Annotated in this window: 21 protein-coding genes; 15 read left to right on the top strand and 6 right to left on the bottom strand. The window is 50.8% G+C overall.

Annotated elements, in window-relative coordinates:
- Positions 1–60 precede the first annotated feature (60 nt).
- Positions 61–978: a LysR family transcriptional regulator gene (locus AWQ22_RS08405; RefSeq protein ID WP_012307245.1), complete on the bottom strand. Its 918-nt coding sequence runs from the start codon at positions 976–978 to the stop codon at positions 61–63.
- A gap of 228 nt (positions 979–1,206) precedes the next feature.
- On the opposite strand from AWQ22_RS08405, the gene AWQ22_RS08415 reads away from it, so the two are divergent.
- Positions 1,207–2,379: an S-layer homology domain-containing protein gene (locus AWQ22_RS08415; RefSeq protein WP_065710784.1), complete on the top strand. Its 1,173-nt coding sequence runs from the start codon at positions 1,207–1,209 to the stop codon at positions 2,377–2,379.
- Here the strand turns inward: AWQ22_RS08415 and hisF are convergent.
- Entirely contained in the window at positions 2,369–3,151 is a 783-nt protein-coding gene (gene hisF, locus AWQ22_RS08420; RefSeq protein ID WP_012307249.1) for an imidazole glycerol phosphate synthase subunit HisF, read from the bottom strand. The genes AWQ22_RS08415 and hisF overlap by 11 nt on opposite strands.
- 206 nt (positions 3,152–3,357) lie before the next feature.
- Here hisF and AWQ22_RS08425 point away from each other — a divergent pair, with 206 nt between their 5' ends.
- Positions 3,358–3,654, top strand: a complete 297-nt coding sequence (locus AWQ22_RS08425) for a hypothetical protein (RefSeq protein ID WP_030006981.1) — start codon at positions 3,358–3,360, stop codon at positions 3,652–3,654.
- On the opposite strand, the gene AWQ22_RS08430 is transcribed toward AWQ22_RS08425, so the two are convergent.
- Entirely contained in the window at positions 3,651–5,243 is a 1,593-nt protein-coding gene (locus AWQ22_RS08430) for a SpoIID/LytB domain-containing protein (protein WP_065710785.1), read from the bottom strand. The two genes, AWQ22_RS08425 and AWQ22_RS08430, sit on opposite strands and share 4 nt — an antisense overlap.
- A 62-nt stretch (positions 5,244–5,305) precedes the next feature.
- Positions 5,306–8,467 carry a hybrid sensor histidine kinase/response regulator gene (locus tag AWQ22_RS08435; RefSeq protein ID WP_232321552.1) on the bottom strand — a complete coding sequence of 1,054 codons (3,162 nt, stop codon included), beginning with the start codon at positions 8,465–8,467 and terminating at the stop codon, positions 5,306–5,308.
- 173 nt (positions 8,468–8,640) lie between these two features.
- Between AWQ22_RS08435 and AWQ22_RS08440 the strand changes: the two genes are divergently transcribed.
- Together AWQ22_RS08440 and AWQ22_RS08445 are read left to right on the top strand one after the other, a co-directional pair.
- The gene (locus tag AWQ22_RS08440; protein ID WP_065710786.1) at positions 8,641–9,393 is read left to right on the top strand and encodes a YebC/PmpR family DNA-binding transcriptional regulator; all 753 of its coding nucleotides are present in this window, start codon (positions 8,641–8,643) and stop codon (positions 9,391–9,393) included.
- Between the two features lie 178 nt (positions 9,394–9,571).
- Positions 9,572–10,810, top strand: coding sequence for a GAF domain-containing sensor histidine kinase (locus tag AWQ22_RS08445; RefSeq protein ID WP_065710787.1), 1,239 nt, complete (start codon positions 9,572–9,574; stop codon positions 10,808–10,810).
- Here the strand turns inward: AWQ22_RS08445 and dapF are convergent.
- Positions 10,807–11,652: a diaminopimelate epimerase gene (gene dapF, locus AWQ22_RS08450; RefSeq protein WP_065710788.1), complete on the bottom strand. Its 846-nt coding sequence runs from the start codon at positions 11,650–11,652 to the stop codon at positions 10,807–10,809. The genes AWQ22_RS08445 and dapF overlap by 4 nt on opposite strands.
- Positions 11,653–11,693: 41 nt before the next feature.
- Here dapF and AWQ22_RS08455 point away from each other — a divergent pair, with 41 nt between their 5' ends.
- The 8 genes from AWQ22_RS08455 to AWQ22_RS08490 all read left to right on the top strand — a co-directional run bounded on the left by AWQ22_RS08455 (position 11,694) and on the right by AWQ22_RS08490 (position 19,143).
- On the top strand, positions 11,694–11,903 hold the full coding sequence (locus AWQ22_RS08455; RefSeq protein WP_062434363.1) for an Hfq-related RNA-binding protein: 210 nt from the start codon (positions 11,694–11,696) through the stop codon (positions 11,901–11,903).
- A 64-nt stretch (positions 11,904–11,967) separates the two neighbouring features.
- Complete coding sequence (locus AWQ22_RS08460) at positions 11,968–12,882, top strand: M23 family metallopeptidase (protein ID WP_065710789.1); 915 nt, start codon at positions 11,968–11,970, stop codon at positions 12,880–12,882.
- Positions 12,883–13,191: 309 nt separating this feature from the next.
- Positions 13,192–13,434 (top strand): FeoA family protein, encoded by a 243-nt coding sequence (locus tag AWQ22_RS08465; RefSeq protein ID WP_065710790.1) that lies wholly within the window; start codon positions 13,192–13,194, stop codon positions 13,432–13,434.
- Between the two features lie 3 nt (positions 13,435–13,437).
- Positions 13,438–15,285 (top strand): ferrous iron transport protein B, encoded by a 1,848-nt coding sequence (gene feoB / locus AWQ22_RS08470; RefSeq protein ID WP_065710791.1) that lies wholly within the window; start codon positions 13,438–13,440, stop codon positions 15,283–15,285.
- A gap of 185 nt (positions 15,286–15,470) precedes the next feature.
- A complete protein-coding gene (locus AWQ22_RS08475; protein ID WP_065710792.1) occupies positions 15,471–15,773 on the top strand; it encodes a DUF5132 domain-containing protein in 303 nt (100 codons plus the stop codon).
- A 51-nt stretch (positions 15,774–15,824) separates the two neighbouring features.
- Positions 15,825–16,370, top strand: coding sequence for an HMA2 domain-containing protein (locus tag AWQ22_RS08480; RefSeq protein WP_065710793.1), 546 nt, complete (start codon positions 15,825–15,827; stop codon positions 16,368–16,370).
- Positions 16,371–16,389: 19 nt separating this feature from the next.
- The gene (locus tag AWQ22_RS08485; RefSeq protein WP_065710794.1) at positions 16,390–18,531 is read left to right on the top strand and encodes a heavy metal translocating P-type ATPase; all 2,142 of its coding nucleotides are present in this window, start codon (positions 16,390–16,392) and stop codon (positions 18,529–18,531) included.
- A 75-nt stretch (positions 18,532–18,606) separates the two neighbouring features.
- Positions 18,607–19,143 carry a hypothetical protein gene (locus AWQ22_RS08490; protein WP_065710795.1) on the top strand — a complete coding sequence of 179 codons (537 nt, stop codon included), beginning with the start codon at positions 18,607–18,609 and terminating at the stop codon, positions 19,141–19,143.
- A gap of 129 nt (positions 19,144–19,272) precedes the next feature.
- Here the strand turns inward: AWQ22_RS08490 and AWQ22_RS08495 are convergent, their stop codons facing one another.
- A complete protein-coding gene (locus tag AWQ22_RS08495; RefSeq protein ID WP_157094601.1) occupies positions 19,273–19,590 on the bottom strand; it encodes a hypothetical protein in 318 nt (105 codons plus the stop codon).
- A gap of 258 nt (positions 19,591–19,848) precedes the next feature.
- Here AWQ22_RS08495 and AWQ22_RS08500 point away from each other — a divergent pair, with 258 nt between their 5' ends.
- The 3 genes from AWQ22_RS08500 (at position 19,849) to AWQ22_RS08510 (ending at position 22,961) form a co-directional block, all read left to right on the top strand.
- Positions 19,849–20,127, top strand: a complete 279-nt coding sequence (locus AWQ22_RS08500; RefSeq protein ID WP_065710797.1) for a hypothetical protein — start codon at positions 19,849–19,851, stop codon at positions 20,125–20,127.
- A 112-nt stretch (positions 20,128–20,239) separates the two neighbouring features.
- Positions 20,240–20,905 carry a (2Fe-2S) ferredoxin domain-containing protein gene (locus tag AWQ22_RS08505; protein ID WP_065710798.1) on the top strand — a complete coding sequence of 222 codons (666 nt, stop codon included), beginning with the start codon at positions 20,240–20,242 and terminating at the stop codon, positions 20,903–20,905.
- 427 nt (positions 20,906–21,332) lie between these two features.
- A complete protein-coding gene (locus AWQ22_RS08510) occupies positions 21,333–22,961 on the top strand; it encodes an AarF/ABC1/UbiB kinase family protein (protein WP_012307258.1) in 1,629 nt (542 codons plus the stop codon).
- The last annotated feature ends 58 nt before the right edge of the window (positions 22,962–23,019 follow it).

Below are 23,019 nucleotides of genomic sequence, written 5' to 3' on the forward strand. Positions count from 1 at the left end.
GTTCCTTGCTCTGACCCTGGTCGGGGCAATTTTTTTATGGGTCTTTTTCTAAACCGAGACCTAGGCACTAAGGGTATCGAGGCGCGGTTGAGAAAGAAGTTGGGTAATGAGACTACAAAAATATTGAATTGGGGGAATCTCTAGGCGATCGCTAGTCGTGACGAGGACAACTTCCCGCATATCCATGGCATCGGGCAGAGGTTTGACCACAAGGGCAGAATCAGTGCGGGCTTCGACGAGGGCAGATTGGGGCAAAAGGGCAATCATATCACCCTGGCGTACCAGGCCACGGAAGGCATCGAGGCTATTGAGTTCAACGGTGGCCGTGGGGGCGAGGCCGTGGTTGGCGAGCTGATCTTGCACGTAGCGTTGCATACCGTAGCCGTCCTTAAAGACCACTTGAGGGTAGCTCGCGATATCGATCCAGCTTAATTTTTCCTTCTGGGCGAGGGGATGATGTCTACTGAGGAGGACTTCAACGCTTTCTTTGTAGAGGGGCATCACGACCATATCGGGACTGGCGGTGAGAAAGCGATTATTCATGACAATGGCCACATCCACAAGGCTATCCCGCAGCACTTTTAGGGCGCGATCGCTGCCGAGGGCGGTGACTCGCAGTTGGGTTTGGGGGTACATCCGACAAAATTGTTGGAGTACGGGCGGCAGATGGTAAGCACAGACGGAGTGAATGGCAGCGACGCAGAGTTCCGATTGATTGCCCGCGAGGAGATCGTTGATTTCGGCACGGGCATTGTCCCAACTGCTACAAATTTTGCGGGCGTAGGGCAGAAACCGTTCCCCCGCCAGGGTGAGTTTAACCTGGGCACTGCGGTGAAAAAGGGGCATCCCGACGGCGGCCTCAAGGCTTTGAATTTGGCGACTGACGGTGGATTGGGTGACGCCACATTGCTGGGCTGCTTGACCAAAATTTCCGGTGGCGGCGATCGCCAAAAATGCTTGCAATTGCTCCAGGCGCATGGGTCATCCCCTTGGTTAAATGTTTTCCTGTCATGTGCCCAATGAGTTTACTGCATTGATTTTGGGGCTTTTTGTTCCGGATGTTACAAACCTCAAGAAAGGAAAAGGGCCAGAACTCAATAATCTGACAAAAATCTGGCAAGTCCTGCGGAAGAATCTATCATGGGGACAATTTGCGCCTGTGTTCAATCCGTGGCCGAGTGATTTGCCTCGGTTGCATCCCTAACTATGCCCAATATGAATCGCTCTAATCCTGATCCCCTGGCTCCTCTCTCTGACTATTGGGCCACATCGTTCACTAATCAGTTAGCCACAGTGAAGGGTTTAGGGGCTTGGTTTGGGTCTGGGTTTGATCCGGCTCGACCACTGACCCGGACTGAGTTTGCCAGGGTGCTAGCCCAATGTTTTGATCTGCCACGACCCTGGGGCACTTTTGTGCCGGAATTTCCAGATGTTGCGCGCCAAGACCAAGCGGCGATCGCCCAAGCGGTCTCCATGGGATTTTTGACGGGTTATCCCGATGGCACCTTTCGCCCCCAGGCTGTGCTGAAACGGTTTGAAGTGCTAGAAGCGTTGGTACGGGGTTTAGGGTTGAGTCCAGGGAATCCAGCAGTATTACGGGCTTTTCGAGACTATGCCCAGATTCCTTCGACGGTGATGGGGGCGATCGCCGCTGCAACCCAACACCATTTGGTCGTGACCCAGCCCAAGGTTGATCTGCGACCCCTCCAGCGGATCACCTGGGGGGAAATGGCCGCTTTTTTGCACCAAGCCTTGGTTTTACAGGGGGAATTACCCGTTTTGGCTGCGCCTGGATTGGTCGATCCGCTGCCCTATTTGCCGACCTTTAGCGATGTGCAAAACCACTGGGCCAAACCCTTTATCCAGGCGATCGCCAATCTTGGCTACATTCACGGTTCAGCCCAGGGCCAATTTTTCCCCGATCAACCCCTCAATCGCGCCCAGTTTGCCCTGTGGATCCAGGCCATATTTCACCCTAGTCCCCGACGGCCCCGGAAACGATTTCTCGATGTGCCGTCCCATTTGCCTGTCGCCGAGGCCATTCAACAGGGATATCAAGGCTGTTTTTTCTCTGGTTTTCCTGACCATACTTTCCAACCCCAGCAACCCTTATGGCGCGTCCATCTCCTCGTGGCGATCGCCCAGGGTCTGCGTTTACCACCAGGGGACATTGCCCTGACAGAACACTACGCAGATCAGGAGGAAATTCCCCCCTATGCCCAGGCAGCGGTGGCGGCGGCTCTCCAGGCAAAAATTGGTGTGCTCCCCCAGGAAAAATTAATGCTCAAACCTCAGGCGATCGCCACCCGAGCCGAAGGCCTCGTTTATTGCCACCAGGCTTTGGTTTACGGCCAACGATTACTGCCCCTTACTGAGTGATTTGGGTTGGGCGCACGGGCACTTGATGCTGTTGGAGGTAGGTCTTAATTTCGGCGACGGTCAGTTGACCATAGTGGAGCAACGAGGCTAAAAGGGCGGCCTCTGCTTTCCCCGTCGTCAGGGCTTCGTAAATATGCTGGGTGTTGCCGGCTCCCCCAGAGGCAATAACTGGAATTTCGACGGCATTGGCGATCGCCTTGGTCAGTTCTAGGTCATAACCCGCTTGGGTACCATCAGCATCCATACTCGTCACAAGCAGTTCCCCAGCGCCCCGTTGGGCCATTTCCTTCGCCCAGCCCAGGGCATCAATGCCGGTATTTTCGCGGCCGCCCCGCACATAAACATCCCAACCCGGATTTGCCGGATCTGGCCGACGCCGGGCGTCAATCGCCACCACAATGCACTGATTGCCAAACCGTTCCGCCGCTTCATTGATAAAATCCGGGTTCCGCACCGCCGAAGAATTGATACTGACTTTATCGGCCCCGGCCCGCAGGAGGTTTCTAATCTGGGCCGTGGTACTGATGCCACCGCCGACGGTGAGGGGAATAAAGACCTGTTCTGCGGTTTGGTAGACCACATCGATAATGGTGTCGCGGTCTTCGTGGGTGGCAGTAATGTCGAGGAAAACCAATTCGTCAGCCCCCGCATCGTTATAAACCTTCGCCAACTCCACCGGATCGCCAGCATCCTTGAGATCGACAAAATTCACACCTTTGACAACCCGTCCAGCATTCACATCGAGGCAAGGCAAAATTCGTTTGGCGAGCATTTTAAAGGGGGTCTCCTAGGTCGGGGGGCAAGGTCATATTTTACCCCTTGCTCGCAACACCACAATTGCGATCGCCCCCAAGAAATTAGCAGAAATTTCACGAATCGTTTATTGCGGAAATTAACCGATGCAGCGGCTCGGCTTGACCTTGAGAATTTTGCGGTGATTTAAAATGGGCCTGTGCTGTGTTTTGCTGATCAGTTTCTATGCGTGTTGTAGCTCTCCAGGATGACATTCTCTGTATTCACCAAGATGATCTGCCCCCCTACAAAAAAGGCGGCTCGGTGGTGCGTAACAGTTATTTTTGGGCGTTGAAATCCATTGCTTGCTATACGCCACGCCAGGGAGATTGGGAATTTGATCGGGTGGTGTGGGTTGCTTTAGGGCGGATGTTGATGGCTTTTACCACCTCCGGGTACCTCGGCAGTTCGGAAACAACTTTAGAATTTCCTGAGGCGATCGCCATCCCTGACTCTTTACGCGCCGTTGCCACCTATCTCTAGGGGGTTTCTCGCCAAAAGACAATGGACTCATCCAAGGGTTGGAGGGTGGTGCCAGGATAGTAAAACTGGAGAATCCGCGCCGCTGACCAGCCCAAGTTAGCGAGATTGTAGGAGCCATATTGACTCATGCCGACCCCATGGCCGAACCCACCGCCCACAAAGGTATAGCCCGTGAGTTGATTTTGGGGATTGAGGTTGGGTTGTAGGTAAAACAGGGTACTGCGGGGCGGCCCCAGGGCACTGCGAATTTCATTTTTCAGGAGTTTGACAATGCCCCGGTCGGTGGTGACATCCAACTCCAGGACACGTCCCGAAGGCGATCGCCGCTTAATCTCTAGTTTTTGTACCGTTTGGATGCCCGCGAGGGGATTTTGGGTGCGCTCTAGATAGGTTTGTAGAGTCGTGGCTAATTCCTGGAGAGTGGCGGATCTTTCCCAGCGAAAGACAGTCCGCCCCGTTTCGTTAAAGCCTTGGTTGAGGGCGATAAATTTCCGAAAAGCCTGTTCATCGGCGAGGGAGTTGCCTTTTAGATCCCAAACCGGATTCGGAGAATCAATCACGGCTTTGAGATAAGGCCGCTCTGCCCCATCCCACACATCGCTAAAGGAAGCGGTTACGCCGCCAGTGGTAGAGGAATACAGGGCATCGACTAATTCGTTGTTGTAGGTGAGCACTAAACCTTTGGTGCGGGTGATCGCCTGGTCAATGCGGGGACTGGTGCCCTGGAGACCTTTATAAACCTGGCAATGGATCGTGGCACAGAGTTCGTAATCGTCAGCTTCAAAACGCCGTAAATTGCGCAGGGCGTAGGTGCGGGCAATGATTGTCTGGGCTTCGACGGCATTATCGGGGGCATTGGGGCCAATTTCGTGGGGCACAACACCTCGCAGATACACCTCAATATCGACGTCATTAACAAGGGTAAAAGTGCCGTAGGCGTTGGGCTGGAGCCTCAGTTCCCCGGCAAAGCGACTTTCTGGGCCGCCATCTTCTTGGACATTAAACAAACCGTTGCGCGAACGGATCGTCACATTGGCCCGATTGTACCGGTACCCCCCCACCACAAAGGAGGCGATCGCCTTTTCGGTACGCACCGTCGAACTGAGATAAGGGGTGGTGTAACCCTTCGCTTTTAATTCCTGGAGCAACAACCGCCGGAGGAGAGGCGTTTGGTAGACATCCCGTTTCGCCCACACTTGCCAGCGACCGGGTTGGGTAATTTCTACTTCAATGCCGAGGGAACGCCAAAATTTTGCGCTGTCCTCTGCCGTCTCAAAGGTACCCTGGTCACTGAGGACGATATATTCCGCTAATTCCGCCTGGGGCAAGGGTTGCTGGGCGACCTCTAGGGTGACTTGATTGGTCTGGAGCGTCTGTTGTTGGCCGCCGCTGATAATGTCCGCCTCAAGGCGATCGCCCGGCAGACTGGAGATGGTCAAAGTATCGTTTTGCTCTTCTCCGAATCGTTGGACAATGCCCACTTCGATCTCAACGGCATTACCGGGCAAAGCCCCCGGCCCCCATAGTCCAAGTCCGATCCATAGCCCCAATCCGAGCCACTGCCCCTGAAATTTAGCACTGCGCACCATGGCGAGTCCCCTGACACCTAAAACAATTGATGAAAATATAGACGGCGATCGCCAGCCCAAAGTTACGCCACCACCTTACCATTTTCGTCTAGTAAAATTTCCCCAGCCATTAACCGGGCCGCTGCTTCTAGCAAATGATCTTCCACATAGGGCTTTGTGAAATAGGCCTTTGCCCCCCGTGCCGCCGCAATTTTCCGGTGTCGTCCGGCCCCGCGCGAGGTCAACATCGCAATGGGAATATGGGCCAATTCAGGATATTGTTGAATTTCTTCGAGCAACGCTAAACCATCTAGGCGCGGCATCTCAATATCACAGAACACCAAACTAAAATCGGGATTTTCCAACAACTGCTCTAGAGCCTCTTCTCCATCCCGGGCCCGCTCCACATGGTAGCCTGCCTTTTGGAAGGTAATGGCTAACAATTCTCGCACCGTCACCGAATCATCCACAATCAAAATCCTTGGGGCCGTTATTTTTACCGACGCATCATCTAGGGGTTCAAAATCGCCCATCCCGTCCCCAGGCTCCGAGACCGTGGGCTGTTTCGTACTGCCTGGCAGTAACACGTCCCCTTGGCGCATTTTTTGGGCCGCATCCAACAGCACTTCTTCTAAATAGGGTTTCGTGAAATAGGCACTCGCCCCCAGTTCAGCGGCCATTTGTCGGTGGCGATCGGCCCCCCTTGATGTCAGCATGGCCACCGGAATTTTTTCTAAATTCGGGTCTTTTTGAATGCGAGATAATAGCTCCAGGCCATCCATGCGCGGCATCTCAATATCGCAAAAGACCAGTTCACAGGGTAAGCCTCCCCGCAGTTTTTCCCAAGCTTCCTGGCCGTCCCGGGCTTGCTCAACCCGATAGCCAGCCTTTGTGAAACTCATCGAGAGGAGTTCGCGCACCGTGATCGAATCATCCACAATCAACACAATGGGCTCCGTTTGTACCATCTCTGGCACTAGCAAGTGTAAGGCTGGATTATCTTGCCAGGTGGTAGCCTTGGCCCTGACCCGTCCCTGGGCCGCAAGTTCAATCAGCTCTAACACATCAACCACAGGCATAACTGTGCCATCCCCCAGGACTGTCGCTCCGGCGATCGCCGCTGGTTTCGGAATCGGCCCCTCGATCTGTTTAATCACGATTTCCTGTTCCCCTAGCACCTGATCCACTTGAATCGCCAGGAGATTGCCCGCACTGCGCAGGATCACAACGGGAATTTGGTCAGGATCCCCAACCCCTCCATAAATTGAGCCCCGCCCAATTTGTCGTTGGAGCGTCAATAGATTACTGAGGGGATAAACCCGCAATCGAGAATCTCGCCAGCGAATATAACGTCTGCGGCCTTCCTGTTCCACTTGGTCGAGGGTGTAGGTTTGCATATCTTCAACCCCATCCATAGGCAGAGCAATGCGGGCGTGGCGATTGAGACAAAATAAAGCGCGGCAGATATTGAGGGTGAGGGGTAGCCGGATGGTAAACGTTGTACCTTTACCCAGGGCGGAGTCAATGGTGATTGTGCCTCGAATACTCCCCAGGGCAGTGCGGACCACATCCATGCCAACCCCCCGACCAGAAAAGTCATCGGCCTGCGCCTTGGTGGTAAAGCCAGGATGAAAAATAAAATCATAAATATCCTGTTGACTGAGATCCGATAATTGATCAGGGGTAATCAGGTTTTTTTCGAGGGCTTTGTGGACGAGGGCTTCAGAATCCATCCCCGCACCATCATCGGCAATGGCAATCACAATTTGATTTCCCTGAATATAGGCTTTGAGGGAGACAACCCCCGCCGCAGGCTTACCTTTACTGAGGCGTACTTCCGGGGACTCGATCCCATGGGTAATGGCGTTGTTGATCAGGTGAGTCAGGGGATCATAGAGCTGCTCTAGGATCATTTTATCAATGAGCACTTCTCGACCTTCGACATTGAGGGAGGCTCGCTTATTGAGTTTGAGGGAAATTTCTCGGACGGGGCGCACCAGGCGATCGGCTGCTTGGGCGAAGGGAATCATCCGTGATTTAGTCAAGCCTTCCTGGAGCTGCGTACTGACCTGCCGGAGATTACGGGCAACTTGTTCATTGTCATCGACTAGAAATTCGATATCCGAAGAAGATTCTCGCACCCGCACAATCAGTTCAATCATCTCCTGGGAGAGGAGGTGAAAGCCGGTGAACTGATCCATTTCTAGGGGGTCATATTCTTGGGAACGATGACGACCGGGGGCATCCGCCTTATCGGTGAAACCTGGGGGAAAGTGATATTCACTACTTTGACCACGACTGGCCAGCAGGGAACGCTCCAGGAGAGAACGTTCATAAAGATCTTGCATCTGGCTACCAATGTCATTGAGCCGTTGCACTTGGCCCGTGAGATTATCGAGGAATTGCCGGAGTTTTTCTTGGCTTTGTTCGAGGGTATTGCGGTTGACAACGAGTTCTCCCATCAAGTTACTGAGGTTATCGAGTTGCTTGACGGGAATCCGCATGGTCTGCTCAAAGCTGTTGACCTTTTGGGAGCGTTGACGATTTGTACTAGGGCCGCTGGTGGTGGTAATGGGAGGCCCTCCCATGGTGTCTGCCTGTTGGAGCAGGGCTTCTAATTCACCAAAGTCCGTCTGTTTGGAAATAGTGATTTGGGGGCGTTTTTTGGGAGAGGGACTAGGGCTAGGAACACTCGGATTTTGTTCAATGAGTTGAGTGAGGGCTTGCCAGTCAACAGAGTTGGCCGACGAGCTTGGTGACACTTCTAGGTATTGACCGAGATCCTCTAGGGGAGGGTAGTAGGTGATCTGACCGTTGGTGACCGGGGAGATCTGGGAGGAAATGGCCTTGGGGCGTTTGAGGGGCGGGGAAACGGGATCTTCGAGGGGAAAATAAGGTTCGCTCTCGGTGGCGTAAGTTTCTGTGTCGGAGGGTTGGTTGGGATCAGTATCCTGGAGAAGAGCTTCTAAATCGGCTTCGAGGTCTGCTTCGTTTTGGGACGAGGCTTGCTGAGGCGTTTGGGACTGGGGGGAGGTCACTTCCTCGAAGGCTAAAAGTTCTTCAAAGTTATTTGCGAAGCTGATAAATGAAACTTTCGGATCGATCTCCTTGGGAAAATCGGTCGCTGGGGGGGCAGAGGTTTCTGCGTCGAGGTCTTCAAACAGTTCTAGGAGTTCGTCTTCAAACTCGGAATCTTGATAGTTATGCGCTTCATTATGACTGTTGTTGCTCACTGGTGCCCCCATCCAACGCTGGTCAAAAAATACAGGAATTGTCAATTACAATCAGGATAACCTAATCTTTCGGGTGGATTACCTAAGGTAAAGTTTTACTGACAGGTTCAAAATCTGCTGTGTATTGGTGGCCTGTTATGGTTTAAGAAGAAAGCAACAGTGATGATTTGATTTGAGCATTCACCATGGCTGGACATAGTAAGTGGGCAAATATTAAACGACAAAAGGCACGGGTTGATGCCAAGAAGGGGAAAACGTTTACTCAGTTATCCCGGGCGATCATTGTTGCGGCGCGCCATGGTCTCCCTGATCCGGCGGGGAATTTTCAACTCCGTACTGCCATTGAAAAGGCAAAGGCTGCGGGCATCCCCAATGAAAATATCGAACGGGCGATCGCCAAGGGAGCGGGTACCTACAATGATGGCGAAGCCAATTACGAAGAAATCCGTTACGAAGGCTATGGGGCCGGGGGCGTGGCGATTTTGATCGAAGCCCTCACCGACAACCGCAACCGCACAGCGGCGGATTTACGTTCTGCCTTTAGCAAAAATGGTGGCAATTTGGGAGAAACGGGTTGTGTGAGCTGGATGTTTAGCCACAAAGGTGTGGTGACTCTCACGGGCGACATTGATGAAGAGGCACTGCTGGAGGCATCTTTGATCGGCGAAGCAGAAGGCTATAGTGCCATCGAAGACAGCGATGAGGTGGAAGTCCTCAGTGCCGTTGAGAACCTAGAACACCTCAACCAAACCTTGCAGGATGCAGGCTTTACGGTAAAAGAGGCGGAGTTGCGCTGGTTCCCGGAGACAGAAATGAACCTCACCGACGAAGTACAGATCCAAACGATCCTCAAAATGATCGACACGATCGAAGCCCTTGATGATGTGCAAACGGTCACCAGTAATTTGGCGATCGCCCCAGCCTTTGCGACCCTCTAAAGGTCATTTGAAAGGTCATTTGAAAATTGAGCCAAAGTGATCCTCTAGCGACAGAGACTTGATTTGAGGACTCCTTTGAGGTTTCAGGGGCGCACAAGGGGCGCACAAAATATTTCTAGTTTGGGTACCTTGGAGAGAGAAAATAATCTTTTCACAGCAGTAAGGAAATCCTGAAGTGATGCGAACCCCCGAACCTTTGCCCCATGAAGCAGAACGTCTCAAATCATTGTTCCAACAGGATCTTTTAGATACCCCCCAGGAGCCTGAATTTAATCGCATTGTCAACCTCGCGGCGCGACTGTTTGGGGTCAAAATCGTTCTGATTTCCCTTGTGGATGATTGTCGGCAGTGGTTTAAGGCGAAGGTCGGCTTAACGGCAACGGAAACCCCCCGCAATGTTTCCTTCTGTGGCCATGCGATTCGAGAGGCAGACATTTTTGAAATCCCGGATACCTTGGCCGATGAACGCTTTTGGGACAATCCCCTTGTTACTGGAAAACCCTACATTCGTTTCTATGCGGGTCATCCCATCCGCTCTGGGGACGGCTATCCCCTGGGTACCCTGTGCTTAATTGATGAACAACCCCGTAAATTGACGGCCACTGAACGGGAACTGCTGCAAATGCTGGCGCACCAGGTAGAAGATTTGCTCCGTTTGCGCCGTCATCTAAAACGCAAGCAAAACAAAATTAAGCTGCTCACGGTGCAAGTACAATCCCTAGATCGAAGCAATAACCTCAAGGATCAACTGTTAGCGGTGTTGTCCCACGATCTGCGCAGTCCCCTGATTAGTTTCCGGTCGGTGATAGAACTCTTGGCCGCCCAGGCCCTAGAACCAGAGGAGCTAGAAATTTTAATTCCCGAAGTCTGCAACAAGTTTGACCAAACGGAAATGAAGGTGATGCAGATGTTGCAATGGGCGCAGCAGCAACTCCAGACAGAAGTGGTTCCCATTGAGATGATCAAAGTCGAGGCGATCGCCGACCATGTGTTGCCCTGGTGCCAGGACTGCGCCCAACGAAAAAATGTGACCTTACAAGTTGAAATGGAGCCCCAATTACAAGTCCTAGGCAATTTGGAGCTTATCGGGGTTGTGCTGCGTAATTTCCTGGGCAATGCGGTGAAATATTCCCGTCATGGTGAAACGATCACCTTGTTCGCGCGCCGGAGTGGTCAATATGTGGAATTGGGGGTCAGGGATACGGGGCTGGGAATGAAGCCCGAAACCCTTAAAAAAATTCGTAGCCATAGCTATCAACTGTCAGCCCCAGGCACCGACAATGAGAAAGGGACTGGCCTGGGGTTATTGCTCTGTCAGACTTACCTCAACCAGATGGGCACTGCCCTAGAGATTGAAAGCCGTTGGATGGAAGGATCGACGTTTTCGTTTCGCTTGCCGATCGCCCCAAGAGCCTAGAGGGTCACTTGACCCTGGAAGCTAATGGCTGCTGGCCCAGTCATATAGATGTGATTGTCTGCCGCTGACCATTCGATCTGGAGACAACCCCCCGGTAGTTCTACGGTACAAAGGCGATCGCAATGGCCCGTTAAGACCCCAGCCACCACCGACGCACAGGCCCCTGTCCCACAGGCAAGGGTAATCCCCGCGCCCCGTTCCCAGACCCGCATTTTGATGTAGTCGGGACGAACCACTTCAATAAATTCAGTATTAATCCGTTGAGGAAAAGCCGGGTGGTGCTCAAAATCTTTACCAATGGTCTCTAGGGCGATCGCCGCCACATCTTCGACAAAGGTAATACAGTGGGGATTCCCCATGCTCACACAGGTCACCGTCCAGGTTTTTCCGGCGACGTCGAGGGGTTGATTCACCGCCTGAGCGTTACTGTCTTTGAGGGTAGTGGGAATATCTGTTGCTGTGAGGATCGGTTCACCCATATCAACCCGCACCAGTTCGTCGGCTTCTAACCGGGGTCGAATCATGCCTGCTAGGGTATGGATGCTGTAGGTTTTACCGGACGGATTTCCCCCTTCTAGGTGGTCAATGAAGCGGGCTAGACAACGAATCCCATTGCCGCACATTTCCGGTTCAGAGCCGTCGGAATTAAAAATGCGCATGGTATAGTCGGCACCAGCCTGGCCTGGCAGAGCGAAAATCACACCGTCGGCACCAATGCCAAAATGGCGATCGCACAGTTGAATGGCTTGCTCCGGGGTAACGAGGGGCGTCGTTTGCTGGCGATTATCCAGCAGAATAAAATCATTACCCAGACCTTGATATTTCGTAAATTCCAGCACCATACTTGTCGGTTAAGCTAATCAATAAAAGTTAATTCGCCATTATGACAGAATTTAATACGGGCTATCCGAGTGTGCGTCGCATCCAGAGCTTCGTCAAAGTAAAGGGGGAAGTGGAGATTAAACTCCTTACCAATGATGTCATCATTGGCAAAATTTTATGGCAAGATCCCCACTGTCTCTGTGTCGTAGACCGCAGCTCCACTAGGGAATTTATGATTCCTCGCCAGGCGATCGCCTACGTCAAAGCTTAAACTGTCGGTAAACTTTTTCGTCTGCGATCCGTCCCTTTAATCTGTTGACCTAACGCAATTTACCATGACTGTTTCTTTCCCCCGTTTTCTCCCCCTCGTTGTCAGCCTTGCCCTAGTTGTGGGGTTTTCAGAATCAGCCACCAGCGAACCGCAACTCCAAGTCACAGTCAATCCCAGCAGTCCCAAACTTGGGGAGAGCATGGCCGTAATCATTGATCCCCCCGGCACCCTCGATCCCCAACAGGCCGATACTTTAACGGTGCGCTTTACTAAAAGTGGCGCGACCCAGGCCGATACTTACCCTGTTTTCCCTCTCGATCCGGCCGGCGATCGCTACCGAGCTTTAATTCCGACATCTCCCCTCGAACCCCACGGCAAAACCCTCCTCCAGGTGAGTGATGGCAACGAAACCCGCAACCTCGCCGTTTGGATCCAAGACCGCCGTTTCCCGACCCAACGCATTACCCTTTCTGGCAGTGGCTCTGGCCCTGCAACCCAATACGAACTTGACCGCGTCGCCGCCCTCAAAGCTATTGTCTCCCCCACAAAACATTGGAATGGCCCTTTCCTGCGGCCGAATAGTGGTCGCGTTTCAACGATTTTTGGCGTACGGCGCTACTACAATGGCGTTTTTGCCCAAGATTACTACCATCGCGGCATTGACTACGCAGCAGGCTATGGTTCTCCGGTGGTTGCGCCTGCCGCCGGTAAAGTGGCCCTGATTGACTTCGAGAAAAATGGTTTTAAAGTACACGGCAATACCGTCGGTATTGACCATGGCCAGGGCGTCATTAGCGTTTTCCTACACCTCAACAGTATTCCCAGCAACCTCAAGGAAGGAGATTTTGTCCAAGCAGGTCAAGCGATCGGCACCGTCGGTTCTAGTGGTGCTTCCACCGGGCCTCACCTCCACTGGGGACTCTATGTCAATGGCGTGGCGATCGATCCGGAACTTTGGCGTAACCAAACGGTTCAATAACCCGATGGTGATTTAGGTCATTTAGCTGAGGACACTGCGTTACTCATCCATGGCTTAAGCGCTCCTGTAAACCGCTCTATCGCCCTTAGATCGCTGAAAAACTAAGACAAACTAGCCTTTGAACCTTCTTTAGTTCAAGGGTTTTTTGTTGCGAAAGTGAGGCCTTTGGTGATCGAGGTCTGGACTACCTGGGTCTAGGTTACAAAAAATTTCACTGATTTAGCGGTATGCAAAAATATTATAAAGTGGTAAATGCAAATATTTTTTATTATTCTCTTCAAAATTAAATCCGCTAAGAGGACAAACAGCATGACCCTTTTAGACTTGGCTGTTGGGCAAATCGCGCTAGTTCGTGAAATTTCTGATAGTAAATATGGTCAAAGTTTAATTACACGCCTAGAAGCACTAGGAATTATTCCTGATAAACCCATTCAGGTTTTACGGAAGGCGGCTCTTGGGGGGCCACTCCATTTACGGATTGGTAGTACGACGGAAGTTGCCATGCGACGGGATGAAGCCCAGCATATTTCTGTGAGCATCGCTGAGGTGTAGTTGATGGTTCACCATTGCCATGCAACCCCGATCAACTCGCAACGGAAAGATGTGACGCGACGAATTGCCTTCGTGGGGCATCCGAATACGGGGAAATCGACGTTTTTTAATCGGATCACTAAAGCCAATGCGGCGATCGCCAACTGGCCGGGTTTGACGGTGGACTTATTTCGGGCGGTGATCAAGCTCGATCAAGAGATCGTCGAATGTATTGATTTGCCGGGAATTTATGACCTTAATGGTTATTCCGATGACGAGCAGGTGGTACGGCGGTTTTTAGAGGAGTATGCGGTCAATTTGGTGGTGGTGGTGCTGAATGCGGCACAGATTGATCGCCAGTTACGGCTCCTGTTGCAAATAAAATCCCTCGGTCTGCCGGCGATCGCCGTGTTAAATCTGGCCGACGAAGCGAAACGCTATGGGGTCAAATTTGATGCCACCACAATCAGCGAACGGGTCAATGTTCCCGTGTATGCCATTAGTGCCAAATATGGTGAAGGCTGTCCCCGTGTTCTGCAATGCATTACCCGCACGGTTCATGAACAGGCAGAAGCCTATCGTATTAAGGATTTAAGGCAATCGCTCCATGACCACTACGTCCACAGCGAGGAAGTAGACGCCATCCTTGAAGGGGTATTGCAGATGCCCTCGCCCACTATCCGCACCTTTACCAATGTACTGGATGGCATTTTGTTGCATTCCGTCTGGGGATTACCGATCTTTTTCACCTCAATGTTTGGGGTCTTTTGGCTCATCTGGACAGTCGGTTTACCCAGTGCTGATCCGGTGGATGCCGTCACGAGTTGGCTGCAGAAGATCATTTTAGAACCGCTCCTGTCTCCCTTGCCGACGCTACTCCATGACTTACTACTAGATGGGGTTTGGGCCGGTTTTGCCGCCTTGTTATCATTTGTGCCGTTGGTGGCCATCTTTTTTATCGTGATGAGTTTCCTCGAAGGCAGTGGCTATCTGTCCAGAGCAGCCTATTTAATGGATTCTCTCATGGGGCGTTTGGGCCTTGATGGTCGCACCTTTGTGCTGCAAATGATGGGCTTTGGCTGTAATGTCCCGGCGATTATGGGCACAAGGGTGATGCGGAGTCGGGGGATGCGCCTCTTGGCGATGCTGGTGATTCCTTTCTCCCTCTGTTCAGCGCGGTTGCAGGTGTTTGTGTTTATTCTCGCAGCGGTAATGCCGGGCTACCAAGGGGCGATCGCCTTATTTGTGTTGTACCTCATGAGTTTTGTTACCGCCTTTATCGTGGCCGCTTGTTTGAGTCGTTTTAAGTATTTTGCCGTGCGGGATCCCTTTGTTTTAGAACTGCCTCCCTATCGTCTCCCCACCCTCACCCAAGTCGCCCTGAGAGTATGGGGAGAGATGAAAGAATTTGTAGTACGTCTCTCAACTTTCATGATTATTGGCAGTAGTCTGATTTGGCTGCTTACGAGCTTTCCAGAAGGCAGTACTGGGCTCGACACCTACGCCGGACAAATTGGCGGCTTATTTCAGCCCATAATGGCCCCCCTCGGTTTTAATCCATTTTTGACGATTTCCGTGTTGTTTGGCTTTGTTGCCAAAGAAGTCCAAGTTGCAGCCCTGGCTGTTCTCTATGGCCTAAGTGAAGTCGCCACAGCCCAAGAATTGAGCAATAGTATTACCTTTGCCCAGGGTTTTAGTTACTGTTTATTTAGTCTTATTTATATGCCCTGTTTGACGACCCTCGGTGCTATTTGGGGTGAGGCAAAGTCAGTGCGTTATTTACTTATTTCAATCATCCTTCCCTTTGTTACAGCTTGGATCTTTAGTTTTGTTGTTTACCAAAGTTTTCTGTTATTAAATATTGGCACTTAAAATATTTTTTGCGAAATAAAATCAACAAATTGAGTGTATATAAATTCCTGTAAACAACACCAAAAAACTTTTTAAATTCACAGTAAAAATTAATAAAGGTAAAACTTAGGCCATGCCATAATAAAGACAAGAGCATCAAGCCTCAAAGTAGTTGACCGAAAACGCGGAAATTCTGGAGAAAATCAATGTTAGAACAAGTCAAAAGTGCCTACAATCAAACCTTAACTCGTCACGGCACCCTCAAAACCGTCGCCCTTGTTGCAGGGGCTGTGGTATTAGCCCCCGCCGTTGCGTCGATCCTGAAGCCAGTGGCGAAAGCCTCCATTAAAACAGGGGTGGTTCTCTATCAAAAAACGAAAGGGGCGATCGCCGAAGCTGGAGAACAAGTTGGCGATCTTGTCGCCGAAGCCAAGGCAGAAGTTTTAGCGGAACAGGCTGCTAAGCAAGAACTTCCTGCCATCGAAGCCGTACAGGATCACAATGCTTAAGACTGAAATTTCAGTCTCAATGTTAATTATTGCCATGAAAAGGATAGTGCCATGGTCAGCACAATTACCTCTGTAGAAAATACATCTCAAACCAGCCCCGATTCAGAAGTGACTCAACTGGCAAATTTTGTCAAAGAGCATGAAGAAATCGAAATGATTTTGCCTGTTTTGTTAGGGTTATTTATTACCAGTCGCCTCCAGTTGCGGGGGGCAAATGCGCTGTTGGTAAATCTAGGGATTGCCACTGTTTTGCGGCAGGTTTTTAAAGAGTTAAAACATCCCACAGTAAGCCCAGAGAAAAAAACAACAGCTCCAGAAATGGATCACAGTGATGTCTTTGGGGATGGGGTAAAAATTGTTCATTCTGTGCCCGGTCGAATTCGTCTCCGGATTGATCAAATTGCCGGCGATCGCCTTTTTGCGAAACATTTAGAACGGCTGCTGCGGGATGATGACCATGTGCTGGGGGTGCGTTTTAATGCCTCGGCGAGTTCGGTGGCGATCCAATATGATGCCGGCTCCTTCTCGGATATGGAATTGGGGCTCCGTCTGATGGATATTCTCAATAAAGCCCGCCTCGGTGAGGCGATCGCCTAAGTCAAGCAATCGAAAATTAATGACCTCTCTCCAGCTTAGTTCGCAATTCACCTGGGATTTTCCCTTTGACTATAAGATTGTCCACCAACTTGTAGGGCGGCTTCGTTTAAAGTTAATCGCCTTTCCAGAGAACGGTTACAGTCGCTTATCAGCCTATTTCGCCACACTACCTTGGGTCGAAACCTTTCGGATTAATCCTTGGGCCGCATCGGTGGTGATTTACTACAGACCCGAACAGTTGCGGGCAGCACCTCTAACCCAAATAACGGCCAGTCCGCCCCCAAAAATCGCTGCTTTGTCCCTCTGGACACAAGTGCGGCAATCTAGTTTAACGCTACCCCTCTTTGCAACAGCACTAGGTCTAGCAAGTAATCAGTGGGAAAGTTTGTTGCTCACAAGTTTGGCGCGATTAACTTTATTGGGGGCTGGTTTTCCGGTGGCACAGCGGGCGCTCGCCAGCCTTTGGCAAGACCATAAACTTAATATCGACTGCCTAGATTTACTTGCCCTGATTTTTAGCGGCTGGCAGGGCAAACTCGTCACCCCTGCCTTGGTAATTACCCTCCATGAACTGGGGGATTTAATTCGTGAACAAACCGCCCGCGCCACGGAACGCACCACCGCCAATTTGATGGATACCATCGGGCGTTGGGCTTGGGTCGAGCGAGAGGGAGAAATTATTCAAATTGAGAGTGATCGGGTCCAAGTCGGCGAAACGGTCATCGTCTATCCAGGGGAACGGATTCCTGTCGATGGTGTGGTCATTGGTGGCGAAGCGACCGTCGATCAACAGCAACTGACGGGTGAATCGATGCCCATCGTCGCCCAGGTGGATACAGAAGTCTATGCCGCCACCCTCCTCCGTTCAGGAAAATTACGGATTCGCTGCGAGCGGGTCGGTCACAATACCAGAGCCGCCCTCAGTGTGGAATTGCTTGAAAAAGCCCCCGTCCACGATACTCGCATGGCAAACTACGCTGCCCAGCTGGCCGATAAACTGATTTTGCCGTCCCTTGTCCTTGCCAGCGTGGTGTATGGCACGACCCAAGATCCAACCCGGGCTGCCTCGATCCTGACCCTTGATTTTGTCACGGGAGTCCGGGTATCGATGCCGACAGCCTTTTTAGGGGCGTTAAACCATACCACCCGCCACGGCATTCTCGTCCGCAGTGGGCGCACCCTGGAACTGTTGGCGGAAATTGACACGATTGTCTTTGATAAGACGGGGACCCTCACCCAAGGAAAAATCGCCATTGAATCGGTAACACCATGGGGGACTTGGGGCGATCGCCTTTCCCCAGAACGACTCTTGCAACTGGCAGCCTCTGCCGAGCAACGGATCACCCACCCCGTCGCCGAAGCCATTGTCCACCACGCTCAACAACAGGGTATTGAACTCCTCCCCCGTCAAGGTTGGGACTATCAGGTGGGATTTGGGATCAAAGCCACCATTGAGGGGCAAACGATTCTCGTCGGTAGTGCAACTTTCCTTGAACAAGAGGGCATTTGTCCCCTCGTCGATCAGCGAGAAACTAATAATTTTGCGGCATCAGCGATTTATGTCGCCTCTGACCAAGCGTTACTCGGTTGGCTGGCCTATACCGATCCGTTACGTCCCGAAAGTGCGTCTTTGATTGCGACGCTGCAACATGAGCATCAAATGGCGGTGCATGTGTTGACTGGAGATAGTCACCAACGGGCGCATCAGGTGGCTCTCGCCCTAAAAATTCCCGCGCACCATGTCCATGCGGAAGCCTTCCCAGAGGATAAGGCGCGGATTGTGCGCAACTTACGGCGGTCTGGTCGGGTAGTTGCCTTTGTGGGGGATGGTCTGAATGATTCGGTCGCCCTCGCCTATGCGGATGTCTCGATTTCCTTTGCCGATGGTTCGGACATTGCCCGGGAAACGGCGGATGTAGTCCTAATGAATAATGACTTGGGGACATTACTGGAGGCGATCGCCATTGCGAAGGAAACTCAAGCCCTCATCGAACAAAATACCCTGCTGGTGGTCGCCCCCAATATGATCGGCTTGGGACTGGCAGCCACGGTGGGGCTGAATCCCCTCTGGGCAACGGTGATCCACAACGGTACGGCGATCGCCGCTGGTTTGAATAGTCTCCGTCCCCTGCTCCAACACCAATTGGAAACTATGTCCTAATCGTCTCCAGCGGTTGGGTTGCACAATCAATGGTTATATTCTGACACCAACTTAACTTATCTTTGCTTTTTTAAAATGTTCAAAAATCTAGAAATTGCCCTGAACGAAGCCCTCCAAGACGAATACAAAGCCTGCGAAACCTACCGTGTTGTCATTGAAAAATTTGGAGCAGTGCGCCCTTTTATCAACATTATCGAAGCTGAAAAACGACATATCCGCGCCCTTTTACCCCTTTTTCGTAAATATCAACTGCCCATCCCCATTAACCCTTGGGTAAACAAAATCCCTGCCCCCGCAACCCTCCATGAGGCCTGTTTAGCGGGAGTACAAGCGGAAATTGAAAATGGCGAAATGTACAAAAAACTCCTTGCTCTCAGCGAAGGCTATGACGATGTGCAACGGGTCTTTCGCAATCTGCAACGGGCTTCCCAACAAAATCACCTCCGCACCTTCCAACGGGCCGCAGGATTACCGATCAATACCTCACCCCTCGACCCCGAACAGGCAACATTCTATGGACAACGAGGCACAGGGGGAAGGAAAGGGCGGGGCTTTCGACATGGTCAACGCAGAAGAACTCTGTCTGGCCACTGTGGGACGAGCTGTCGTTAATGTTTCGGGGGGCGATCGCCTTTGGCTAGCAGTGAAATTTTGGAGCTTGAGCCTCTACATTCACTGCCGCCAGGTCAACACCACCCATCTCCAAGGGCTGACCCGCACGGCAACGGTTACCCTGCCCGGTCATGCCTCGATGACCCATTCCACCACGCCCTCGATGGGGGCCCGATCAAGAACGGTCCGAATTTCTGCAATCAGTTGACGAACCGGTTCCCATGCTTCACCGGGATTGGTGTCGCACTGGGCTTGATAATTTACCAAGATATCCTCGAGTTGGTTGAGGGTTTGCCCCGTGAGAACAGCCTGCCCGCGATCTAAATGCTTTCCCAAGGTTAATAGCTCCTCTTCAATCGCTGCGGGGACGCGAATCGTTTTCGTTGCGCCACTCTGCCATGCACTCTTACGACCTGCACCGGGACGCATTCCGCCTCTACCTCTCATTATCTTTCCTCCTGAAAAATGTGGGAAATCTATTACTTTATCTACCTTCAAGATAGCTCTCTGTTGATTTCGTGTCAATATCTAAAAGTCTTTAGGGCAAGGGTTTATAGATTTCGTCACAGAATAAAAGTCGCCACTGTTGCCATCTCCAGCCTAATACATTAAATTTCCCTATAAGAGATGCTTCAATTGCAAAAACTATGCAATAATAAACCCAGGTTTACCTTGCAAAACTTTCAATGAGGTTCAAATTTAGCCATGTCTTTGATTCACTGGAATAAGTCCGTCCTCAGTTTGCATCTCAGGGAAATTTTTGAGGATTATCATCGGGGTGATTCAACGGCGCTAACTAGTCTCGGGACGGTGATGTTGGGGGCGATCGCCTTATCGACCACCTTCAAATTGGGAAAACCGCTACTAAAACAAGCCATCAAGACCACCCTGACTCTTTCTACAAATCCCCCTTCTTCCCCCGTCTCACTCCGGGCCAATCTCGAATCATCCCAGCGTCATCTCCCAAATACTCGTTCCGAATAGAACATAGATTTTCCTGAAGACGTTACAGAAAAAAGCATCCTTAGCTTCAAATCATCGCCAAAAACAAGGGTTGTATCTGGTTCATTTGTTTAAGAAAGATTTTTATTTATCTATGATTACACTAGCCGTTCACCATCGATCTTTCACTTTTGTCGGTACAGCCAGCAACTTTAAACTGGGCAAACACCAGCGGATTCGACATTTTGACCTCCAGACGGACCATGGCTCCTACCGATTTAAGATTCCGAGCAAACTCCACAAACGGCTCCATTTTCAGCTCGAACTCCATAGCAAGCTAGAGGTGCGGGGCATCATTTGGCGTCATCCCAAAAAATCCAAAGAGAAGTTAGAAATCCAGCACATCGCTCTCTTGTCAGAGTCTCAAGGCGCAACACCTAATGAGTCCTTTGGCGATCGCCCCCTAGAAACTGCCGATTCAACGGGTAACGAAGATACCAACATCGCAGAAAATCCCTGCGCAAAAACCAATGGCCCTCAGAAAATTGTTCTTTGCAAAAAACCCACCTGTTGGAAACGGGGCGGCCAACTCATCTATGACCGTCTCCAACAAGCGATCCGTGACCAAGACATCGCTGACCAAGTTAGCATCGAAACCACTGGTTGCATGGGCCGCTGTAAAAAAGCGCCTAATCTGATGGTGATGCCCGACAAACAAAAGTACAGTAACTTTCCTCCCAATGCCGCGGCCGATCTCATCCACCACCATTTTCAAAAACACTTAGATCCACAATTTCTTGCCTCCGATCAAATTATTTGAGTGGATACCAAGATAAAAATAATAAACATTAATCCCAGACTTCGATGAGTTTATGAATGCCACTAACTCTTTATTCTCAAAACGTCTAGGGTAACCAATGATTTTGATCGAGCATTATTATTTACAGCTATTTCAATGTCTTTTTGTTTGCTTTGACTGATAGCAATTATTTAAAAGAACAAGTATGAAATAACTTAGATCAGCACAGTAAAAGATAAGTGGCTTTAGAGAGTTTTTGACACAGGCGATATCATATAGACCTGCCTTATTTTTGGCTTACCAAGTCCTTAACCTCTTGACTCATTCGGCCATCCAACTATCACGAAAAAAAGCCAGAATTAAAGAATTTTTTTCTTTGGCCACTGTGGAATTTTCCGAAACGACTAACGTATAGTAGAGACCAAGCTAATTCTACATCGGGTGTTCCATGGTTTTTTCTCTGACCCAGAGCAGTTCACGCCAGCGGGAAATTATTGAAATTGTTTTCAGTAATGGTTGGGACTTCATGAAGAGTCTCCTGACTGGTGGTAAAGCCGATAAACCACAGATCCCCCCCCCTGAAGTTTTTCGCAATATTCTGGTGGAGCTAGGGCCTTTTTATGTCAAGCTCGGACAGCTTCTGAGCACTAGGCCCGATCTTCTACCCCCGAAATACATTGAGGCCCTCACTGCCCTCCAAGCCAAAGTCCCCACGGTGCCTTGGTTTGAAATTGAGCAAACCATTCGTCAGCAACTTTCTCAACCCCTCGAAGACGTTTTTCAAGAAATTAACCCCAACCCCATTGCAGCGGGTTCCATTGCCCAAATCCATCGGGCGGTTCTGCGGAATGGTCAAGCTGTCGCCCTGAAGGTACAACGGCCAGGCATCGATCAAATCGTCGCCCAGGACATTGCCCTTATTAAAGGAATTGCAGAACTCGCTGCTCTCACAGAATTTGGCCAAGATTATGATGTGATTGCCCTCGCGAAAGAGTTTACAAAAGCTGTCCAGGCGGAGCTCGATTTTCGTACTGAAGCAGGTTATACCGATCAGCTCCGGCGCAATTTAGCGAAAAGCAGTTGGTTCGATCAACAAAAACTGACGATTCCAGAAATTTATTGGGAGCTGACCACCGAAAAGCTGCTGGTCATGGAATGGCTCGACGGAAAACCCCTCCTTGAAGCGGAGGTCACTTCAGAAAAACAACGTCAAGCAATCACGACAATTTTGTTTCGGGCCTTTTTCCAGCAAATTTTTGTGGATGGTTTTTTCCATGCTGATCCTCACCCCGGTAATATTTTCTACCTCGATAGTCAGACGGTGGCGTTAATTGATTGTGGGATGATTGGCCGCCTTGATCCGCGCACCCAGAAGCTACTGACAGAGATGCTACTGGCCATTGTGGATATGGATGCCCAGAGCTGTGCTCAGTTGACCCTAGAACTATCCGAAGGGGCGCACACGACGAACTTAGCCCGCCTAGAAGCTAACTATGATCGCCTGCTGCGTAAATATTACGACCGGAGCTTAACACAATTGAATTTTAGTGAGGTGTTCTATGAAATTTTGCAGGTAGCCCGCAACAATAAGGTTAAACTGCCGGGAAATTTGGGTTTGTATGCCAAAAGTCTCGCCAATTTGGAGGGGGTCGCCCGCAGTTTTAATCCAGAGGTTAATTTACTCGATGAAATTAAACCCCTGATTACTGATATTTTCCGGCGGCAATTGGTGGGAGACACCCCGTTTCAGACCATGTTCCGCACGGTTCTCGATCTGAAAACCATTTCTTTGCGATCGCCGCGCCAGATTGACGTGATTCTCGACCGCCTCAGCTCAGAAACCCTCCAGTGGAATTTAAACCTGCGGGAACTCGACGGCCTGCGCCGCAGCATTGACGACTCCGCTAATCGCCTATCCTTCAGTATTGTGGTGGGGTCGTTAATCATGGGAGCCGCGATCATTACCATTTCGCCGAACCGTCAGTTAATGATTGTGAATGAAATTTTGTTTGCGGCAGCCAGTCTTTTAGGATTGTGGCTAATCATTAGTATTTTGCGGTCAGGACGCCTAAAGTAAATATCCCCTGGGTGATGAAATCTAAAAAATTGCCCCAGGCAGAACAACCAAAGGATAC

The organism is Picosynechococcus sp. PCC 7117 (assembly GCF_001693275.1).
Classification (GTDB): domain Bacteria; phylum Cyanobacteriota; class Cyanobacteriia; order Cyanobacteriales; family MRBY01; genus MRBY01.

Coding starts and splice junctions, on each gene's coding strand:
- AWQ22_RS08505 (WP_065710798.1), top strand. CDS start 20,240: ATGATTACACTAGCCGTTCACCATCGATCTTTCACTTTTGTCGGTACA.
- AWQ22_RS08455 (WP_062434363.1), top strand. CDS start 11,694: ATGACAGAATTTAATACGGGCTATCCGAGTGTGCGTCGCATCCAGAGC.
- AWQ22_RS08440 (WP_065710786.1), top strand. CDS start 8,641: ATGGCTGGACATAGTAAGTGGGCAAATATTAAACGACAAAAGGCACGG.
- AWQ22_RS08510 (WP_012307258.1), top strand. CDS start 21,333: ATGGTTTTTTCTCTGACCCAGAGCAGTTCACGCCAGCGGGAAATTATT.
- AWQ22_RS08495 (WP_157094601.1), bottom strand. CDS start 19,590: ATGAGAGGTAGAGGCGGAATGCGTCCCGGTGCAGGTCGTAAGAGTGCA.
- feoB (WP_065710791.1), top strand. CDS start 13,438: ATGGTTCACCATTGCCATGCAACCCCGATCAACTCGCAACGGAAAGAT.
- AWQ22_RS08430 (WP_065710785.1), bottom strand. CDS start 5,243: ATGGTGCGCAGTGCTAAATTTCAGGGGCAGTGGCTCGGATTGGGGCTA.
- AWQ22_RS08475 (WP_065710792.1), top strand. CDS start 15,471: ATGTTAGAACAAGTCAAAAGTGCCTACAATCAAACCTTAACTCGTCAC.
- AWQ22_RS08465 (WP_065710790.1), top strand. CDS start 13,192: ATGACCCTTTTAGACTTGGCTGTTGGGCAAATCGCGCTAGTTCGTGAA.
- AWQ22_RS08425 (WP_030006981.1), top strand. CDS start 3,358: ATGCGTGTTGTAGCTCTCCAGGATGACATTCTCTGTATTCACCAAGAT.
- AWQ22_RS08490 (WP_065710795.1), top strand. CDS start 18,607: ATGTTCAAAAATCTAGAAATTGCCCTGAACGAAGCCCTCCAAGACGAA.
- hisF (WP_012307249.1), bottom strand. CDS start 3,151: ATGCTCGCCAAACGAATTTTGCCTTGCCTCGATGTGAATGCTGGACGG.
- AWQ22_RS08485 (WP_065710794.1), top strand. CDS start 16,390: ATGACCTCTCTCCAGCTTAGTTCGCAATTCACCTGGGATTTTCCCTTT.
- AWQ22_RS08405 (WP_012307245.1), bottom strand. CDS start 978: ATGCGCCTGGAGCAATTGCAAGCATTTTTGGCGATCGCCGCCACCGGA.
- AWQ22_RS08500 (WP_065710797.1), top strand. CDS start 19,849: ATGTCTTTGATTCACTGGAATAAGTCCGTCCTCAGTTTGCATCTCAGG.
- AWQ22_RS08480 (WP_065710793.1), top strand. CDS start 15,825: ATGGTCAGCACAATTACCTCTGTAGAAAATACATCTCAAACCAGCCCC.
- AWQ22_RS08415 (WP_065710784.1), top strand. CDS start 1,207: ATGCCCAATATGAATCGCTCTAATCCTGATCCCCTGGCTCCTCTCTCT.
- dapF (WP_065710788.1), bottom strand. CDS start 11,652: ATGGTGCTGGAATTTACGAAATATCAAGGTCTGGGTAATGATTTTATT.
- AWQ22_RS08445 (WP_065710787.1), top strand. CDS start 9,572: ATGCGAACCCCCGAACCTTTGCCCCATGAAGCAGAACGTCTCAAATCA.
- AWQ22_RS08435 (WP_232321552.1), bottom strand. CDS start 8,467: ATGGGGGCACCAGTGAGCAACAACAGTCATAATGAAGCGCATAACTAT.
- AWQ22_RS08460 (WP_065710789.1), top strand. CDS start 11,968: ATGACTGTTTCTTTCCCCCGTTTTCTCCCCCTCGTTGTCAGCCTTGCC.